Source organism: Marinicrinis sediminis (genome assembly GCF_042685085.1).
GTDB classification, from domain to species: Bacteria; Bacillota; Bacilli; order Paenibacillales; family KCTC-33676; genus Marinicrinis; species Marinicrinis sediminis.
Genome location: NZ_JBHUMM010000042.1, coordinates 33,146 through 51,058, shown reverse-complemented (window position 1 = coordinate 51,058; position 17,913 = coordinate 33,146). Strand labels below are relative to the sequence as shown.

The following is a 17,913-nucleotide window of genomic DNA, read 5'->3' as shown; positions in this document are numbered from 1 at the left end:
GGGCGGTGTTGGTGCATGCCTTATTTTCAATATGAAGCCGTGACTTCATCTGGCAAAAAAACGAGAGGGCAGATTCGGGCCATCAATAAGTATGCAGCCATATCCGAGCTGCGTGAAAAAGGCATTCAAATTCGCAGTGTACAGGAAAGTGAAGCCTCACTCCTCCAGAAGGAAATTTTCATCGGCAGAGCGGTCAAGCTACAGGACTTCGTTGTCTTCTGCCGCCAGTTCGCCGTACTGATCCGCTCGGGTGTTCAGATCGATGAGGCGCTCAATATTCTGGAGAAGCAGACCCAATCCAAATATTTGAAGCGAGCGCTTGGAGAAGTACATGACCAGGTTCGAACCGGACAAGCTTTGTCGGTATCCATGGAGCAGCACCCGAAAATCTTCCCGGAGATGTTCATCAGTATGATTGCTTCCGCCGAAGCGGCAGGAAATATGGACGACGTGCTTGATCGGATGGCGCTGCATTATGAGAAAGAACATAAAACGGTTCAGAAGATCAAGTCCGCGATGACTTACCCGATCATTGTCATGATTGTGACCAATTTAGTTGTCGCCTTCCTCTTAATGAAAATTGTGCCGACCTTTGCCGCCATGTTTGAGGACCAGGGTGAGGAGCTGCCGTGGATTACGAAATTTGTGATGGGAGCCAGTGATTTTGTAACGGACTGGTGGTGGATTATTCTCCTAGCGATCGTGGGACTAGTTACTGTGTTCCAGCTGTTGTTGAAGAAAGAGGAAATTCGCTACGAGGTGGACAAGCTCTCCTTCAAGATTCCGATATTCGGTAGTCTGTTGAAAAAAGCCGCCATCGCTCGGATGTCGCGAAACCTGTCTTCTCTTTATTTAAGTGCAGTACCCCTGTTGCAGTCGATTGATATTACGCAGAAAGTCATCGGCAATAAAGCCTTTGAGAAGGTGCTGCAGGGTGCGAAGGAAAGCCTGTCCGAGGGGAAGCAACTGTCTGATCCGTTTCGGGAGAGCGGCATGTTCCCGGAAATGTTTCTGCATATGCTGTATGTCGGTGAGGAAACCGGTCAGATTGACCAAATGCTTGTGAAAATAGCGGAATTTTATGAGGACGATGTGGACAACAGTGTGGACAAGCTGAAGGCGACGATTGAGCCGCTGTTGCTGCTGTTTGTCTCCTGTATAGTAGGGGTGATTGTGGCAGCGATGCTGTCACCGATGTTCGCCATGTATGAGAATTTCCTGAATTAAATATCGTGGGAAGGTTCCTTGGAAGGGGGTGAAAGTGTAACGCAGGGAACCGTACGCGATGCTTTCACATTGATCATACAACCAGGGGCGAATGAACAGATCATCAAGAACGATCCCGTTCGTACGGGATCACGAAAGGCAAGAACAAGCCAAGACAGGCAAGGCAAAATTTCAAATTTAGAGGAGTGTTATTCATGACGTTGGTTCAAAAAATGTTCAGAAACATGAAACTGCCAAAAATGCGTTTCCGCAAGCTTCACCAGGATGAAAAAGGTCTCACATTGATCGAATTGCTGGCTGTAATTGTAATTTTAGGAATCGTTGCAGCAATTGCGATTCCGGCAATTTCAGGTATCTTAGAAAACTCTGAAAGAAAAGCACAAATGGCTAATGCTCAAGTTATTATTGATTCTGCTAGGCTTGCTATAGCAGACAGAGGTTATGGGAATATTGGAACATCAGCGACTACAAAAATTGATAATACTTCCACTGAATCATATACTATTTCAATACAACAACTAGTCGATGGTGGATTTATTAATAGCAATTCGATCGACGATCCATATGTTAAAGGAACTCAATATCATGCAACCAATTCATTAGTGCAAATAGAGAGGCACTCTACTACAACGAATGGAGTAACTACAGAAGTATTTAAATATTATTTAGATTTAGCTCCTGCAACAGGTTCATTATATTATAATGACACACCTGAATCAGATATCTGAGATACTTCAGGAAGTGGTGTGAACTTATAATCTAGTCTAGCACGATCTGCTGGTCAGATCGTGCTCCCCTTTCTACCAATTGTGAGAGGAGACCGCGTATGTTCGGCAAGAGAAAAGGCAACAGAGGCTATGGTATACAGATTTTGGATCAATGTGCCAAAATTGTAGAAGTTGAGCGTACGACCAAATCGGTTCGATTTTTGCGTCAGCAAGAAATTGCTCTGGAGGAAGAGATCGTACGAGGTGGCAAGATTCTAAGTCCGCAAACGGTTGCCTCCCAGATCGGACAGGCTGTCCGTGAAATGGGCATCTCGGGAGCCGAGGTAACCTTGACAGTGCCAACCTCGGAGATTGCGCTGCGCAAGACAGCCTTCTCCAAACTGAAGGATAAGGACATGCGCAATCTCATCGATGTCGAGATCCACGCCAATAATACGTTTCCATTCAAAAATCCGGTGTTTGATTATATTCGGCTTGGCAAGGCAGAACAGGAGGCAGCAGCGACATCTGAGAACGGCAAGAAAGCTGCGCCGCAAGAGGATGTACTCATCATCGCAACCTCACAGGAGGTCGTGGACAATTACAGGGAGGTGCTGGAAAATGCGGGGCTTCAACCAGTAGCTATCGATCTGGCTCCGCTTGCTCTCCAGCGAATTCTGGCCTATGCAAAGGTCTCGTCTGCCCCAGCGCATGTTATTATCCATTGTGAGCACGAGTATGCAGACATTGTCATTTTTGAACAAGGTGTTCCGGTCTTTATCCGGCAGGTGCAGCAAGGTGCGAGCTACATGCTGGACATGACCAATGATGCCATGGAGGCGTATGGCAGACATCTGTCTATTGAACTCGGTCGTATTCTGAACTACTACAAGTATTCCATTTCCGCTGAACAAAAAGACGTCGAGCAGTTGTTTCTCTCAGCCAGATATTCCTGGATGGAGCCGCTTCGAAGTCAGCTGCAAAGCAGCTTCAATGGACGCATCGACGACATGCCGATCCGGGATTTACTGAAAAGTGACAACGATGAATTGTTTCACTTCGCCGTCCCGTTAGGTTTGGCAATAAAGGGGTAAGGGGGAACCGATATGAATGCCATTGAAATCAATTTGCTGCAAAAAGCCCCGAAACCCAAATCTCGCAATCCGATCCTGTTGCCCAGCTTGCTAGGAGGTCTGCTCGTTGTCTTCATCGTTTATGCTGGGATCAGTACCATGCTGGCCAATGCGGATATCGCGGACATGGAAGAGGAGATTAGCAACGTGAACGCAGAGATTCAGCAGGTGCAGCTGACTATGCAAAACAATCGATTTACAAGCTTGTTCGGTAAATATTCTGCTCTGCCTGATCAGTTGCGAGCCTCATTTCCCGCTGCCTCTGAAGTCCTGACACGTTTGCAGCCGTACATATCTACGCAAATGAATGTGACTGAATTTGAGTTTCTGGATCAAGGTACTGTGAAAATGAAAGGAAGCTTTACTGAGCTAGAAGCTTTTGTCACCTTTATTCGCAGCCTGGAGAACAGCGGGGAGTTTCAGGTGGTTCACTATTCGGATCTCATCAAGCCGGACTTTTCCAAGGATATTGAGATTGAAATAGATCCTGAGACCGGACTTCCTCTCAACGATCCGTTTAATACCAAGCTGGTCGTCACTTCTACGATCGAGTTGCAGCTAATGCCGAAGGGCGGGATAAACAATGGGGGCGAGTAATGTTCGCAAACTGAATCTGTTTCTGGTGATATTGCTGCTGTTGATGGTAGTCTTGTACATCGTGTATGTCATGCCTGTCAAGAGCGAGCAGTCCGACAAGCAGTCGGAGCTGAACCGCCTGACGAAGCAACTGTCAGATCTGCAAGCTGTGAACGGCAGTAAAGACAGGATGAAAGAGCAGGAAATGAGCAGTCTGATGAAGGTGAGACAACAAATTCCGGAAAGAGCCTATCCACTTACCTTCTATCGCGATCTGGCGTTGCTTGAAACGATGCTGGATATGAAACTGGAGTCGTACTATTATCTAGATTCCGGTCACCTGGGTTCCACTGCGAGCGAGGATGCGGAAATCAACCCGTTGACTCAGGGCTTACATATGCTGCGCTATACGGGAAAAGGGGACATGAACTATGACCTCCTCGTTCAATTCCTAAGAGAAGCAGAGACAATGAATCGACTGTATATTGTGGAAAAGGTAGAAATCAAGAATGAATGGGAGTCCCCGATTCGTGTCAACGCGGTGGATAAAATATTCGAAGCGGCCATTACACTCAAGACTTTCTATGCGCCGGAACTGAAAGATGTGTTTCCACAACCGATTCCAGAAGATTATGTCCCTACCCAAGACGTACAGCAAACCCCATTCCACTAGGCTGGAGGCGTGAAGGGATGTCTATCGATTTTTCAGAAAAAAATCATCATTCATATTTATCAATCAGAGAATTGCTCCGAATCTCCTATGAATCCCAGGCGTCGGATCTTCATATCAGCACTGCGCATCCGCCGCAAATTCGTTTGAATGGCAGATTGCGAAAATTGATTGATGAGCCGGTCAAAATGGCTCAGGCACAAGCGATGACCGAGGAACTGCTCAATGAGGATCAGATGTCACAGCTGCTCAAAAAAGGCGAGGTTGATTTTTCATTTGATCTGCCGGGCATTTGCCGCTATCGAGGGAATATTTTCAAGCAGCGCAGGCATATCAGTATGGCTTTTCGCGTATTGTCGAGCACAATTCCGCCCCTGAAATCCTTGAAACTGCCCGGTATGATTCAGGAGTTTGCACACAAGAGCCAGGGACTGATTCTTGTCACTGGGCCGACAGGAAGCGGCAAATCAACGACTCTGGCTGCGATCATTGATTACATTAATGAATCGCAGAAGAAACACATCATTACACTGGAGGACCCGATTGAATATTTGCACTCCAACAAAAACAGTCTGATCGCACAGCGAGAGGTCGGGATAGATACGATGTCCTTCTCCAGTGGACTTCGTGCTGCGCTTCGTCAAGACCCGGATGTCATCCTGGTTGGAGAAATGCGGGATCTCGAGACGATTCGAACAGCCATTACAGCAGCGGAAACCGGACACCTTGTTCTGGCTACGCTTCATACCCCTGATGCCCCGCAGACAGTAGACCGGATAATCGATGTATTTCCTACTGAGCAGCAGCGTCAAATTCGCATTCAGTTGGCTTCAGTGCTCATCAGTGTGCTGTCACAGCGTCTGATTCCGCGAACAGACGGCAAGGGGAGAGTCATGGCGCTGGAATTGCTGGTCAATACGCCAGCAGTCGGCAATCTGATTCGTCAGGAGAAAATCTACCAGATCAAATCAGTGATGCAAACGAGCAAGCACATGGGGATGCAGACGATGCTCTCCACATTGCAGGATTTGTATGCACAAGGCCTGATTCCAAGGGAAGCGATACGTGAATATGAAATGAGTGTGGGAGAGGAGATGAAGGGATGAGTAAAAGATGGATGAAGCTAGGCTTGTCGCTGATCCTGTTTCTGGCGGCAGCCCTTCCGGTGTGGGGAGCAGAGGTTGATCAGGAAAAAGAAGGATCGGTCTTTGATCCGGTTCTCGGTTCGACATGGGACGAGCGGAGAAGCTTGTATGAGTTGCTCCGGCTGGATGTGTCTTCCTATGAAATTGGGCAGGTGATCAGCAGCAAACCATACGTCGTCGTTTCCGCCAAAGACGAGAAAAGCAAGGACGCCTTTGTGAAATTGCGAATTTGGAATGGCATGCTGTCCAGATCGGAACAAGGTCTGGATGTCGCATGGGATGAACTTTGGCTGAATGCTCAGGGAAAGGTTACGTTGTCCGTCATTGAGGATTGGGTGTATATGGAGAACTATTTTAGCGCCAAATCCCAGTCCTATTACCGCACCGAAGATTACATCGGGAAGATTCCTTTTATAGCAGATATTCCGACTGATCAGGAGGCTGCTGCAAAAGGTGAGATGAACATAACGGAAGACGGCAGCTATAATCTGTATAACATGCAATTCGAAGACTTCAGTCTCTACGAAAATACAGAAGAAGCCGTGAAGCTGGCTGAAGAAGCCCCTGTCATTATGCCGGTAGAAGTTCCCGGGGATGCACTAACCCACTGGTCTCGCGATTTTATCGCCCAGTTGATGAAAGCAGGCATCATTGCAGGCTTCCCGGATGGAACGATCAAACCGAAGAAACAGTTGACCAAAGGTGAATTTGTGGCCTTGCTAGTTCGAGCACTGGAATTGCCCACAGATGACCCGGCTCTTGAAACGGGGTATCCGGATGCCAAAGGAACCTGGGTCGCTGTAGAGCTGGCCGCAGCCGAGCAGGTAAGGCTGGTTTCCAAAGGAAACGGTCATTCATTCGAACCGGCCAAAGGAATTACGCGCATCGAGATGGCGGTCATGCTGTACCGGGCGGCAGAGCTGGAGAAGCAATACGGCCAGGCAGACGCAAAAGTGTTCCGAGATACAGATGATCTCACGGTCTATCAGAGACAGGCACTGGATGTAGTGACCCGTTTGGGCTGGATTAACGGTTATGAGGATAAAACCTTCAAGCCCCATCATACTTTGACGCGAGCGGAAGCTTTTACGGTCATTTCAATCATGTACGAACAAATCAATGAATAATACAAAGGAGGAAGCGGTATGAGATCGTTCAAACGGTTCAAGCCACTCCTGAGTCTGTTGACAGCGATGACTTTGCTCCTTAGTCTGTGGCCAGGAATAACGGTGGCATCTTCAACCCTGCATTTAGTTGGAAATCGCTCTGTGGCGAACACAAATTACATGGTGGGAGATCAGGTGATCCTGCAATATTGCATAGATCCCGAGGGCAGCTATGAGCCTCGTGACCCCGTCGATATCTCCTTTGTATTTGACGTATCTGGCAGTATGGGCTGGCCAATGTCCAGCACAAGCACCAAGAAGCGAATAGCGGTGGCCAAGGAATCGAGCAACCTGCTCGTCGATAAATTTGCAAGCACCGATCTGAATGATCAGATTGGAGTGATCAAGTTTTCGGGTAGTGCGAGAGTCATTCAGAATTTGACGACCGATTTCACGAAAGTACGCGAAAAAATCAATGGACTGAATACAGGGGGCGGCACCAATATTCATCACGGCCTGATGGTCGGTTATGACCAAATTGAGGATAGCACGCGCAGTCCGTTCATTGTGCTGCTGACAGATGGAGCGGCGACCTATTATTACGATAAGGAAAATAACCAGTATAAGCATCATCGACAGCGGGCAAAGGATGCGGCGCTCGATGAAGCCAAAGACATTGGGGAAAAAGGTGTTCCCATTTATCCGATTGCGATGGCGGTAGATGGTAGTGATGTCGATATCGACCTGCTGCGCAGTATGGCAGAAGAAACAGGAGGCATTTTCTTCGAAGCGACGGATGAGGAGAGCCTCGATCAAGTATTTACGGAGCTGAGTGAAGTGCTGGATGCTTCGATTACCAATGTGAAGATCAAGCAACCATTGCCCGCCGGATTCGAACTGGTAGAAGGACAGAACCATGTATCGCTCAATCAGGGGATGCTTCAGGTCGTCAAAAACAGCATTCCGCATGAAGACCCGAACTATAACTGTCAAATGTCTGTGCAGCTCCGATATACAGGCAGTGAAGGTACGGTAGAACTGGAACCGGCAAAGGTCTCTTATGATGTAACGCAGGAGTCCAGGCAATTTGTAATCGATGATCCGATTCGCTTGAACTTCTCTGAGAAAACGCTTTCCATGAATGGAACTGCCACTCCAGCGGATAACCCGACAACAACCGAGACCGCCAACTGGCCGATCGATCATCGACTGCGTGTCGAGTATGATCTGGATGCGATAGGCAATCTCGCTTCGGTCTACTCACGTGGTTCTCTTCGCGACATTTCCATCACGCATATCTTGCCAGCGGGTGTGACAGCCCCAAGTGCTGCAGGCCAGGGATGGACCGTAAGCGAGGTAGAGATAGAGGGAAAAGTACGCAAGAAAATGCAGATCGAACTGTCTGATATCCAGTATCACAGTGATGCCTTCGCGAGTGAGCCGGAAACGAAGGATCTCGTGCTCAGCTTTGAGCAGCTTGCCATCGGTGATACAGTAAGACTCGGAGGCAGCAAAAGTGATGATCTGACGCTTTCTTATACGGATAATCACGGGAATACACAGACCGTGCAGCTGGACAATAAACTGCCGAGTTTGAAGCTGTCCCAGAAGAGCCTGACGATGCAAGGAAAAGCCTACCTTGCACCGGCATTGACCTCGGCCCAACGCGCTGCATGGAGCAGTAAGGACATCCTGCAGCTTCGATATGATCTGGAGCCGTTGGGGAATCTGTTTCAAAATCGGGGAACCGCTATTCTGGAAAATGTACAGCTCGTACATGTCCTCCCTGTAGGGGTCGAAGAGGTTTCTCAAAACCCGGACTACAAGGGCGACACCGTGCTGGGTGGTATAGAACGTCCGGAACTTCGTTATCGCCTCGGCACGGTGACCTATACGAATGGTCAGTTTAGTCCGGCACAAATCGAGAAAACTGCTCAGCTTTCCTTCTCTTCGTTCGAGTCCGATCAAACCGTCACGCTAAATGAGCCGGGCGTGATATATGTTTCCTTTACCGATAATTTGGGCATCAATCGTACGGTTCGACTGGACAATCAACTGGGTAACCTGAACATTATTGTACCCGTAGATGGGATTGCGCCCGTCATCGATCTGTCCGCAATCAGACAGAATACAGATGATCCTGAGATAAGTATATCCGTAGAGGATGATTCCAGACTTGTGAAACTCACTTACAAGGTGTACAAGAATGGATCGACCACAGCCATTGCCAGTACAACCGTTATCAATAACGATGGAAATAACACTAAATCATGGAAAAAGAATATCCAACTAAGTGATCTCATTCCGCAGGCGGACCAGCGACCAGGATGGTATCGCATCGACGTATATGCCGAAGACGAGTATGAAAATCACAAGACAGAGACGCTTTACTTTACCGCCAATCCGGGACCGGAGATTACCTTGGAGGCCATTAAATCCGGTACAGACACAACGTACGTGCCAGGCACCGCTTCCAACAAGCCAGTTCAGATTACCGTGACGGCCCAGTCCATCTTACAGGACAGCAGGTGGAAAACCACGTTTACACAATATGAATACCAGGTAACGGATTCTGCGTCGCCCGCATCCAACGGATGGAAACCATTGAAATCCAACAAGCTGGTCATATCCAAAACGGGCATCAGTTATGTGCATGTGAGAATTACCGAAAAGGTGACGCATCCTGATGACGACAGGACCTATACAGTTACCAACGATCAGGTGATCCAGGTGAGGATTGACTATAATCAGAACCGCTATTAAATCTGATCCAGAATCCGGTGATTTCCCGGGCATCGGAAGGTCCGGGAGATCAGGAAAGGAAGGAGACGCTGATGAGTATGAGTCGCAAGCGACTGGCCCGGCTTAACCAAAATGAGCAGGGCATGACCTTGATCGAGATTTTGGTCGCAGTCACGATCATGTCTATTGTCTCCGTCTGGATTGCCGGTTACTTCGTCTCTGCCATGGAGAAATCTGCAGATCAGAGCAGGGAAGGCATTGCAGCAAACCTGGCCAAAATGAAGCTCGGTCAAATCCGGGATCAACTTGGACTGAAAGGCCCTTATACGGTACTTCAGGGTGAGCTTTCAGGTGTGGCGGGCGGGGTTCTGAAGTGGGAAGAACCGGATGACCTGCCCGCATCACTTTCCTCCATCATCGATATCCAGCCTGTCGCGTTGAATGAGACGACCTATCACTATCAGGTGGATATTGGACAGGATGCCCGCATGCAAACCCTTCAGACCGGATTGGACAGCCTGACAGATCCGTATGGCATTGACGACTATATGATGCCGATCCAAGTAACCGTCAAATGGGACAAGAAATCCGTCCAGTTACGTGCTTATATTCGAAATAAGGGGAGTTCCTGATGGTGGAGGTCGTGAAATCCAAGAGAAAATGGAAGCGAATCCGGCTGCATCAGAATGAAAAAGGAATGTCATTGGTGGAAGTGTTGTCCGCGATGTTAATTCTGGCGATGATCGTGGCGATTCTGTATACATTCCTCCTCATGGGCATCACCGTTTACAAGAAGGTCTCTACAGAGACGACGCTTCGCAATCAGGCGAACATTATCTTCGGACAGATTCTCGACGAAATGAAGGACGGTGTCTACGCACAGGCTGTTCCGGATAAGGAAAAATCGTCCGAAATCAGCACGAAAGAAATGGTCATCGTCAAACCTCATATTGTGATGTCAGGTACTGAGCAATTAGATACGGATTATGTAAAAGAAACAAAGGTCGAAATCGTTGAGGTTTCTAGTGATCCTTTAATGTACAAAGTTCAAATACAAGATGGAAATAACATAAAAGAATTTCAGTTAACGGATAACAAGCGGATATCTAATGCTTCCATTACGTATATCAATGCCCATCAGATTGAACTGATGCTGGAATTCACAGGGGAACCGGGCAATATGACGCGCAGCCTGGAAAAATCCCAGATTACGATGAAGCAGCAGATCCCCTTGTTTAGATTGGAATAGAGAGCGTGGAAAGTGGTGGAAGGTATGATGAAGAGCAAGCTGAAGGAAGAGCAGGGAGCGGCTCTGGTCGTAGCCTTGCTGACCATTGTCATGATGACCATGCTTGGCATGATATTACTGGATGTGTTGCAAAACAGCCGCGTCAATTCTTCCATCAGCAAGCATCGCATTCAATCCGATCTTCTCGCCCAGCAAGGTCTGGACGAAGTCATTTCTGTCGTAAAAAAAGCAGTTGACAATGGCAATGCCACTGGAGCTGCGCAAGGGCCGATCAATCAGTATCGTTCCGGGGTGGATGCGGTGAAGACGCAATTGGAAGAAGATCTGAGAGTGCTCATCGACGACCCCGTAGCAGATTTGACGATTCCCGTCTCCTATGAAGCATCCAACCAGACCGGTACATATCGTGTGAATATGGAATGGAAGGAAATCAGCATGTATGACGCGGTACCGCCTGCCATACAGGGAAGCACGATGGATACGACCTTTTTGGAAAAACCGTTTGTGTATGAGCTGGTTGCCACGTCTGTTGGCACCAATGCGATTTCCCCCCAGGTTCCGGTGACCAAGAAAACGACTATTTACGTCAGCACCATCGAACCTGTGTTTCGTTATCCGCTATCTGCCGAGGAGAACCTGGTACTGAACGGCTCTCCGTATATAGTAGGAGATGTGCTGGTACGAAGCTCGGCTGCACCTGCATCACCATCGCGGTGTGAGGAAGTGGGAAATGTATGTATGAACCAGATTGTACCGTACCGGATTGGAACGAATGCCAGAACGTTTGACGACGGACATCTTCCTGCTGTACAGGGTTTTATTCATGCCAATGCGTATTCCATCAATGGGCAGACCCCTTCGTCCTTTCAGCGCAGCTTTTTCACAAATCAGCAGCCATTTGAGGATACGAGACTGCTCGAAGATACAGATATCGATATTGAGGCCATCGTGAACCAAATGACAAACCCGGTAACAACGGCCTATTTTGCTGGTCAGGCTCCTGCGAGGAGTGTGGCTGCTCCTGCGGATGATACTGCGGCCGCATTGAATCAGACTCTCGGGGCAGATACCACGAACGGAGAACAGTACACGGGAAGTCAAATATTTGTTAATGAGTGGGTGACCCTGAACCATAAGCTGAGGATAGAGGGAAGCCTGGTGGTCGAGAACGGGGTCTTGTTCATGGAGGATGACAGTGATGTCATACTGGATGCGCATGCTTCCCAGCGTTCCTCACTCGTCGTGACCCAGACCGATCCGGATCTGATCGCGGCCTTTCTGGGCGGCACGCTGTCTATCCCTGACGACGAATTTGTCATCATCGAAGGGGATGTGATGATGTCCAACTTTACTTTTGAAGGACGCATGTTCGTCAAAGGAAACGTATACGTCATTGGAGACCTCAACATGAAAGGCAGCCTTTATGTAGACGGCGATCTGGAATTAAAGGAAGCGAATGAAGTGAACCAAAAAGATGACAGTGATGCAGGTGGAATCAATTATAAGGAACAGCCCGTCATGATGGCATCCAGTGGCCAGATCGTCTTGTCAGACAATGTGCAGGAACATAAATTGCGGGCCTTCCTCTATGCAAGAGGGGAGATGGATCTGTACGGTGTCGCATCGAATTTGGAGATCAATGGCGGAATTCACGGCAAGAAAGTTACGCTCAGTGCAGTAAAAGGCGATACAGACCAGAACAAAGACAGTAATGGCAATGTGACAAGTTTAGATATTCAATCTAATCAGGCGACCCTGACAGAATCTGATTCAAGAATGAGAATTTATCATGATCTGACCTTGTTTAGCAACCCTCCGCTGGGCATTCCGGTGTCCCGGAAAGTGAACGCCTATGTGCAGCATATCCAGTATGTTGAGTAACCACAAGCCAGTTGATGCCATGTCCGTACACGAGCCCGGTGCCACGTCCAAGTCACGCAACCAAACCTAAACCGGAACGCGAAAGAAGAAGGAGGCCGCATCCTATGTCCTACCAAATTTTAGTTGTAGATGATACCAAGTTTATGAGAAAAATGCTGACCGATATATTGAAACAGTTCGGTCACGAGGTCGTTGGGGAAGCTGACAATGGCCTGCAGGCGGTTCAAAAGTACAAGGAATTAAAGCCGGATGTGGTGATGCTCGATATCAGCATGCCGGAGATGGATGGCATTGAGGCGCTGAAGAAAATTTTGGAGATTGATGCGGAAGCGTTTGTTCTGATCTGCTCTGCGATGAGTCAGCAAGATCAGATATCCGATGCGCTCAAATCCGGTGCCAAGGGTTACATCATGAAGCCGTTCAAACCGAACCGTGTTAATGAAGTCATCTCCAAATATGCCGACCCGTATATTCAGCAAAAAAGAGAAAAAGAAGAAAAAGTGAAGCTGGAACAGAAAAAGAAAGATTCAGACAGCAAGAGCAAGAAGGAAGAAATGACCGTTGAAAAGACTGAATCCCCGATACAGCAGGGAAAAGAGGAAACGCCGTATTGGAATCAGACGATTCAGCCGTTCTCTTCCAAAGAAAATGAGCAGCAAGATGAAGCGGTTTTAGCGGAGACCGATTTACCGAATGGCGGGCAAGGGAAAGAGGAAGTATCGTCTTCTGAGCCTTCAGAGACCTCGCAATCCCCAACCGCTTCACAGGCCTCGCCTGCTTCTGAGGCTTCGCCCGCTGTTCAGGCCTCGCCCGCTTTTCAGGCAGCGCAGGATACGGAGGTCGCGATGCAGGAATCAGCTACGGCACAGGCCGAAACCGCAGCTTCCATCACCGCAGCGTCTGAACCCGCACAGGACCAGGACCACGCTCAGGTCGAGTCCCATTCCGATCTGGTGGATGTAGACAAGACGCTCATCAGCAGAGAAGAAATGGAACAATTGACGAAGCGGGAAAGTGCATCTGTAGATGAGACAGATCGCTCTTGGTTTAACGAAAGAGAGCAGGCCACGCAGCAGCCAGATGCGGACGCAGCTTCGCACAGGAACGGACAAGCTGCAGACGGGATGGAAACCGCTGAAATCGCGGATCTCGCACAGACAGTAGAGGCTGATCCAGCTGCGGAAGCATCGGAGAAAACAGCTGGAAATACGGACATGCAGTCCGAGTCGGTGACAAGTGCCTCAAGTCAGCGAGGGGAAAGTGCCGCATCAGCGACAGATCGGAACCCTTTGCAGGATTTCAACTTTGCCGAACAGGCATTCCAGGCCGCGAGCGCCAAGTCCACACAACCAGAAAAACAGCCTGTGAGCAAACCGAAAAATGGAGGTCAATCTGTGGTGAACAGGGGGAGCAGCATGCTGAATTTTTCGAGCAGCTTTATGTGTAACTGGATGGAAACGATAGAAGGACAGGACTGTCGTTACCTGGTCGTATGTACGGAAAATGAGAACAAGATCGAGATCCAGATGAAGGCGGATGAAGATCAAAAGGAATCGGTCGTGATGACCATTGACGGATTCCGTCAGTTGTATCAATGGATGGAACAACGTTTGGGAGACAAATAAAACATGCATCCCGCCGAGCTCGTGATTTGGCTGCTTGTTTTTCTTCTGGGTGCATCGGTTAGTTCGTTTTTAAATGTTGTGGCATACAGGCTCCCGAAAGGGGAGTCTTTTGTCTATCCGTCTTCTCACTGTCCGCACTGTCAGCGTCCATTGCGGCCGCTAGATCTGATTCCGGTGGCAAGCTGGCTGTGGAATCGGGGTCAGTGCCGTTATTGCAAGGCGCGTATTCATCTCCGTTATCTGCTGGTAGAGATCATTGGCGGTGCCGGATTTGTTTGGATTTATAATGAGATAGACGGAGCGGGCAGCCTGATTCTGGCGGTTTCCCTTTTCTGTATCCTGCTTACCGTTACACTAACAGATTTGTCCTACCGTCTGATACCGAACCGAATTCTGTATCCGGCTTATGTTTATTTTTATATCTTGATGTTGCTGTTCAGTGAACGGACTTGGTGGGAGCCGCTGGCCGGTTTTTTGTTTGGTGGCGGTGTGTTGTTGGCAGTAGCCATGATCGCGGAGCGATTTTATGCACAGGCCATGGGTGGGGGAGATATTAAGCTGATGGCACTGGTGGGTCTGGTGCTCGGCATCAAGCAGACACTTCTATGCCTGTTCTTTTCTTCTTTGCTCGGTGCCGTAATTGGGTTGGTGCTGATTGCGCTGCGCATCCTGAAACGTCAGGAAGGGCTTCCTTATGGACCCTTTATCTCATTGGCGGCATGGATCATCTTTTTGTATGGACAGGCGATCATGCAAGGCTATATGCAATTATATGTGTAAGGTAGCATCGTGAAGGATCACGAGCAGCATCCAATGGGCATGAAGAATCAGAACGAATGCGTACAGAAAGGTGACTCCTCGGACCAGATAGCGAAACCAGCGTTTATGAATGCGTACGACGATGACGCAGAGCAGAGCGGGAAGAGCGAGCTTGACGACGTAAAAGAAAATCGGATGCATCACATAGACAATGGCCATCACTGGATTGGCTTCCTCAATCCAGTTAAATCGCAGGCCAATATCCGTGAAGATCGCATCAAGCAGACAAAATAGAACCAATGCAAAAGCCCATCGTCTCAAAATGGCTCCTCCTTTCAGCGTAACCGGTTCCTATGGCGTATCTGCCTGGTACCTTTTCTATACCCGAACAGAAGCAGATAGAAAACAGACCGGTGCATACCAAAAAAGCAGCTTCGGTGACGGAAGCTGCTTTCTTGTGTCTATATAAGGGTATGCAAGTAAAAGGAGTTTTATGCTTTATCTACATTTTGCGTAATTTGCCAAGCTCGGATACGATGGCTTCCATTTCAGAGATGCTGAACTGATCCTTGCTGGCGACCAGTTCATAGATATCCCGAATATCCTCATACTGATCGTTATCAAAATGAGAAGGCTTGATGGCGGCCAATGAAACCACTTTTAACTTTTTTTTGATTTCCTCAATCATATAGTGTACATTTTCTGCAGAAGGTTGATTTAAATCACGCATGTTTGATCTTCCTTTCCTTTATCCTAAGTATAGGGATTGCAAATGAACTATAAATCATTGTAACAGAAACGAGGGGGAACGGATATGAAACTTGGGGGTCGAATATTGAAGACGGGGCTTGCCGTTGTGTTGACGCTGTATATCTGTCAATGGTTTGCACTGTCACCGTCGATCATCATGGTCATTGCGGCCGTCCTGACCACCCAACCCACGATCTATCGCTCCTATCGCTATTTTCTGGAGCAGCTGCAAGCCAACACAATTGGGGCCTTGCTGGGACTGATGATGGTGTATGTGCTTGGCAATGAACCGATCGTGATCGGACTGGCCGTCATCCTCGTGATTATGACCAACCTGCTGCTGAAACTCGATACGACCATTAGTCTGTCCATTCTGACCGTTATTGCGGTCATGGAACAACCGGATGAAGTGCTCAATCGCTTCATGCTGATTATGTTGGGTATTTTACTTTCTCTGATCATCAATGCGATTCTTCTGCCGCCGAATTATGAGAAAACATTAAAAGGGAAATTGAAGGATCTCAGTGAGGAACTGTCCCTGCTGCTGCGCAACATGGTGGAGGGTGTGTTCGACGAGAAATCGCTCCGTGCCGAGAAGGAGAAACTGGAGAAGGACTTGAAGAAAGCGGATGAGCTGTACGAGATGCTGAAGGAAGAGAGTGGACTGACCCGACTGAAAAAGAAAAATCAGCTGCAAAAAACGGTCATTCACAAGCATTTTCTGGAGTCTCTCAAGCTCATGATGAAAGGACTGAATGTGTTTCGGCGGGAAGGCGAGCTGGAGATGGAAAGGGAGATTCAGGAAAACATCCTGGCTCTGACACAATACTTTGAACTGATCTTTATGAAATATGAGGGGAAAGTAAAAGTGAAACAAGCCCATGCGCGCAACCCGAAGGTCGCACAGGAAAATACCGAATTGATCGAACAGTTGATCCACCTGGACCTCGATCAGGAGGGAAGGGTTCGTTATATTGGCGTCGTGTCCGCCCTGATCGAGCTGTCAGAGCAACTGAATCATCTCGATCAGCTGGTGACCAGCTACCGCCTGCACCATAGTGAAAAAAAAGAAGCCGCTGCAGATTAACGCAAGCGGCGAGTCCAGAATCCCCCTTTGAAAAACCGGGGCTCATGAGAGATATAGAAAGCTTTTGGCGCTACTTCATTGATGGTGTTCAGAAGCTTTTTCTCATTGCTGCGCTTGGCCAGAACCTGCATAACCAGACGATGGCCGTCCTTGCCGTCAGCGAGCCACGAGGTGACTCCGAACCCTTTCTCGCGAAGCACAGCGATCAGCTTGGAGGACTCATTGTCCACCACGATCTGGGCCGTAATATAGCCCAGCGCCAGCCACTCTTCAATTTTGCTGCCCATATAAACCCCTGCTCCAAAACCGATACAATAGGCTGCCAGGTTAAAGGGGTTGTCAATATTGTCGAGCACAATATTCAGGCCCACCAAATAGACGAGCACCTCGAACATACTGAGCAGCGAAGCGAGCGTTCGATAACTTTTCATCACGAAGATGAGTCGAATCGTAAATACAGAGACATACACGACGTTAATGACGACAATCGTCAGAATCATAATCCAATCAAATTCCAATCCAAACACTCCTTTGCTGTAAAGTCTATTTCACCCGATCGGCTGGATGCAATCGGGATGATCGTAGCGGGCAGAATTAACGGCGGTTGATACCGGATAGGCTTCCATCGCCCCTGTATACGGACGAAGCAGGGAAAGCCGTTCTTCGTCAGACAGGGCGGGGGAGAGCCAGCGGGCTTCGTCTGCTCGGTGCAGGATAACAGGCATCCGGTCATGAATCGTTTCCATCGTCTCGTTGGGAGCCGTTGTTAAAAGGGTACACGTATGAACGTCATACCCGTCTGGATGTTTCCATGAATCATATAATCCGGCAAAGCTAAAGATCTGGCGATCCGCAAGCGTAATGCGATACGGCTGCTTCCGATCGGTCTCCCGCTTCCATTCATAGAACCCGTCAGCCGGGATGAGGCATCGTTTACGCTGAAAAGGCATACGGAAGGAAGGTTTCTGAACAATGGTTTCACTGCGCGCGTTAATGAGCTTGCTGCCGATTCGTTCATCCTTGCTCCAGTTCGGAATGAGTCCCCATTGCAGCTGCCCCACTCTTCGTTCTCTGTTGGCTTCGATGGCAGCGATCACCTTCTGGGTAGGCGCAATATTGTAACGGGGCTCAAAATCAAATTGGACCTGTTCAACACCCAGATAGGCCATCAGATCCTCCAGGGAAAGGGTAAAGGTAAATCGACCGCACATGAGGCTCACCATCCATTTCGTGAGAAGATGTGTATCTGCGTCACT

Annotated in this window: 17 protein-coding genes and 1 pseudogene; 14 read left to right on the top strand and 4 right to left on the bottom strand. The window is 48.5% G+C overall.

The window, feature by feature from the left end; translation table 11 throughout:
• Window positions 1–15 precede the first annotated feature (15 nt).
• The 13 genes and pseudogenes from ACFSUC_RS13410 to ACFSUC_RS13350 all read left to right on the top strand — a co-directional run bounded on the left by ACFSUC_RS13410 (window position 16) and on the right by ACFSUC_RS13350 (window position 14,841).
• Entirely contained in the window at window positions 16–1,227 is a 1,212-nt protein-coding gene (locus tag ACFSUC_RS13410) for a type II secretion system F family protein (RefSeq protein ID WP_379930124.1), read from the top strand.
• A gap of 194 nt (window positions 1,228–1,421) precedes the next feature.
• Window positions 1,422–1,955 carry a type II secretion system protein gene (locus ACFSUC_RS13405; protein WP_379930123.1) on the top strand — a complete coding sequence of 178 codons (534 nt, stop codon included), beginning with the start codon at window positions 1,422–1,424 and terminating at the stop codon, window positions 1,953–1,955.
• A gap of 98 nt (window positions 1,956–2,053) precedes the next feature.
• Entirely contained in the window at window positions 2,054–3,028 is a 975-nt protein-coding gene (gene pilM, locus ACFSUC_RS13400) for a type IV pilus biogenesis protein PilM (protein WP_379930122.1), read from the top strand.
• A gap of 12 nt (window positions 3,029–3,040) precedes the next feature.
• Entirely contained in the window at window positions 3,041–3,664 is a 624-nt protein-coding gene (locus ACFSUC_RS13395) for a hypothetical protein (RefSeq protein WP_379930121.1), read from the top strand.
• A complete protein-coding gene (locus tag ACFSUC_RS13390) occupies window positions 3,651–4,316 on the top strand; it encodes a hypothetical protein (protein WP_379930120.1) in 666 nt (221 codons plus the stop codon). Before ACFSUC_RS13395 ends, ACFSUC_RS13390 begins: the two co-directional genes overlap by 14 nt.
• Window positions 4,317–4,333: 17 nt before the next feature.
• Window positions 4,334–5,419 carry a type IV pilus twitching motility protein PilT gene (locus tag ACFSUC_RS13385; protein ID WP_379930119.1) on the top strand — a complete coding sequence of 362 codons (1,086 nt, stop codon included), beginning with the start codon at window positions 4,334–4,336 and terminating at the stop codon, window positions 5,417–5,419.
• Window positions 5,416–6,585: an S-layer homology domain-containing protein gene (locus ACFSUC_RS13380; protein ID WP_379930118.1), complete on the top strand. Its 1,170-nt coding sequence runs from the start codon at window positions 5,416–5,418 to the stop codon at window positions 6,583–6,585. Before ACFSUC_RS13385 ends, ACFSUC_RS13380 begins: the two co-directional genes overlap by 4 nt.
• 18 nt (window positions 6,586–6,603) lie before the next feature.
• Window positions 6,604–9,327 (top strand): vWA domain-containing protein, encoded by a 2,724-nt coding sequence (locus ACFSUC_RS13375; protein WP_379930117.1) that lies wholly within the window; start codon window positions 6,604–6,606, stop codon window positions 9,325–9,327.
• Window positions 9,328–9,398: 71 nt separating this feature from the next.
• A complete protein-coding gene (locus ACFSUC_RS13370; RefSeq protein ID WP_379930116.1) occupies window positions 9,399–9,938 on the top strand; it encodes a type IV pilus modification PilV family protein in 540 nt (179 codons plus the stop codon).
• Window positions 9,938–10,555, top strand: a complete 618-nt coding sequence (locus ACFSUC_RS13365) for a type IV pilus modification PilV family protein (protein ID WP_379930115.1) — start codon at window positions 9,938–9,940, stop codon at window positions 10,553–10,555. Before ACFSUC_RS13370 ends, ACFSUC_RS13365 begins: the two co-directional genes overlap by 1 nt.
• Window positions 10,556–10,582: 27 nt before the next feature.
• Window positions 10,583–12,436: a hypothetical protein gene (locus ACFSUC_RS13360; RefSeq protein WP_379930114.1), complete on the top strand. Its 1,854-nt coding sequence runs from the start codon at window positions 10,583–10,585 to the stop codon at window positions 12,434–12,436.
• A 104-nt stretch (window positions 12,437–12,540) separates the two neighbouring features.
• Window positions 12,541–12,900, top strand: a pseudogene (locus tag ACFSUC_RS13355) (response regulator); the annotation flags it as partial.
• A gap of 1,164 nt (window positions 12,901–14,064) precedes the next feature.
• A complete protein-coding gene (locus ACFSUC_RS13350; protein WP_379930113.1) occupies window positions 14,065–14,841 on the top strand; it encodes a prepilin peptidase in 777 nt (258 codons plus the stop codon).
• Here the strand turns inward: ACFSUC_RS13350 and ACFSUC_RS13345 are convergent.
• Both ACFSUC_RS13345 and ACFSUC_RS13340 read right to left on the bottom strand, forming a co-directional pair.
• The gene (locus ACFSUC_RS13345; protein WP_379930112.1) at window positions 14,830–15,141 is read right to left on the bottom strand and encodes a DUF5658 family protein; all 312 of its coding nucleotides are present in this window, start codon (window positions 15,139–15,141) and stop codon (window positions 14,830–14,832) included. The two genes, ACFSUC_RS13350 and ACFSUC_RS13345, sit on opposite strands and share 12 nt — an antisense overlap.
• A 181-nt stretch (window positions 15,142–15,322) precedes the next feature.
• Window positions 15,323–15,550 (bottom strand): DUF1128 domain-containing protein, encoded by a 228-nt coding sequence (locus tag ACFSUC_RS13340; protein ID WP_379930111.1) that lies wholly within the window; start codon window positions 15,548–15,550, stop codon window positions 15,323–15,325.
• An 84-nt stretch (window positions 15,551–15,634) separates the two neighbouring features.
• On the opposite strand from ACFSUC_RS13340, the gene ACFSUC_RS13335 reads away from it, so the two are divergent.
• A complete protein-coding gene (locus ACFSUC_RS13335; protein ID WP_379930110.1) occupies window positions 15,635–16,657 on the top strand; it encodes an aromatic acid exporter family protein in 1,023 nt (340 codons plus the stop codon).
• Here ACFSUC_RS13335 and ACFSUC_RS13330 read toward each other — a convergent pair.
• Both ACFSUC_RS13330 and ACFSUC_RS13325 read right to left on the bottom strand, forming a co-directional pair.
• Window positions 16,654–17,157 carry a DUF2179 domain-containing protein gene (locus ACFSUC_RS13330; RefSeq protein ID WP_379930181.1) on the bottom strand — a complete coding sequence of 168 codons (504 nt, stop codon included), beginning with the start codon at window positions 17,155–17,157 and terminating at the stop codon, window positions 16,654–16,656. The genes ACFSUC_RS13335 and ACFSUC_RS13330 overlap by 4 nt on opposite strands.
• 48 nt (window positions 17,158–17,205) lie before the next feature.
• Window positions 17,206–17,868 (bottom strand): SOS response-associated peptidase, encoded by a 663-nt coding sequence (locus tag ACFSUC_RS13325; RefSeq protein ID WP_379930109.1) that lies wholly within the window; start codon window positions 17,866–17,868, stop codon window positions 17,206–17,208.
• Window positions 17,869–17,913 lie beyond the last annotated feature (45 nt).

Coding starts and splice junctions, on each gene's coding strand:
- ACFSUC_RS13410 (WP_379930124.1), top strand. CDS start 16: ATGCCTTATTTTCAATATGAAGCCGTGACTTCATCTGGCAAAAAAACG.
- ACFSUC_RS13405 (WP_379930123.1), top strand. CDS start 1,422: ATGACGTTGGTTCAAAAAATGTTCAGAAACATGAAACTGCCAAAAATG.
- pilM (WP_379930122.1), top strand. CDS start 2,054: ATGTTCGGCAAGAGAAAAGGCAACAGAGGCTATGGTATACAGATTTTG.
- ACFSUC_RS13395 (WP_379930121.1), top strand. CDS start 3,041: ATGAATGCCATTGAAATCAATTTGCTGCAAAAAGCCCCGAAACCCAAA.
- ACFSUC_RS13390 (WP_379930120.1), top strand. CDS start 3,651: ATGGGGGCGAGTAATGTTCGCAAACTGAATCTGTTTCTGGTGATATTG.
- ACFSUC_RS13385 (WP_379930119.1), top strand. CDS start 4,334: ATGTCTATCGATTTTTCAGAAAAAAATCATCATTCATATTTATCAATC.
- ACFSUC_RS13380 (WP_379930118.1), top strand. CDS start 5,416: ATGAGTAAAAGATGGATGAAGCTAGGCTTGTCGCTGATCCTGTTTCTG.
- ACFSUC_RS13375 (WP_379930117.1), top strand. CDS start 6,604: ATGAGATCGTTCAAACGGTTCAAGCCACTCCTGAGTCTGTTGACAGCG.
- ACFSUC_RS13370 (WP_379930116.1), top strand. CDS start 9,399: ATGAGTATGAGTCGCAAGCGACTGGCCCGGCTTAACCAAAATGAGCAG.
- ACFSUC_RS13365 (WP_379930115.1), top strand. CDS start 9,938: ATGGTGGAGGTCGTGAAATCCAAGAGAAAATGGAAGCGAATCCGGCTG.
- ACFSUC_RS13360 (WP_379930114.1), top strand. CDS start 10,583: ATGAAGAGCAAGCTGAAGGAAGAGCAGGGAGCGGCTCTGGTCGTAGCC.
- ACFSUC_RS13350 (WP_379930113.1), top strand. CDS start 14,065: ATGCATCCCGCCGAGCTCGTGATTTGGCTGCTTGTTTTTCTTCTGGGT.
- ACFSUC_RS13340 (WP_379930111.1), bottom strand. CDS start 15,550: ATGCGTGATTTAAATCAACCTTCTGCAGAAAATGTACACTATATGATT.
- ACFSUC_RS13335 (WP_379930110.1), top strand. CDS start 15,635: ATGAAACTTGGGGGTCGAATATTGAAGACGGGGCTTGCCGTTGTGTTG.
- ACFSUC_RS13330 (WP_379930181.1), bottom strand. CDS start 17,157: ATGATTCTGACGATTGTCGTCATTAACGTCGTGTATGTCTCTGTATTT.
- ACFSUC_RS13325 (WP_379930109.1), bottom strand. CDS start 17,868: ATGTGCGGTCGATTTACCTTTACCCTTTCCCTGGAGGATCTGATGGCC.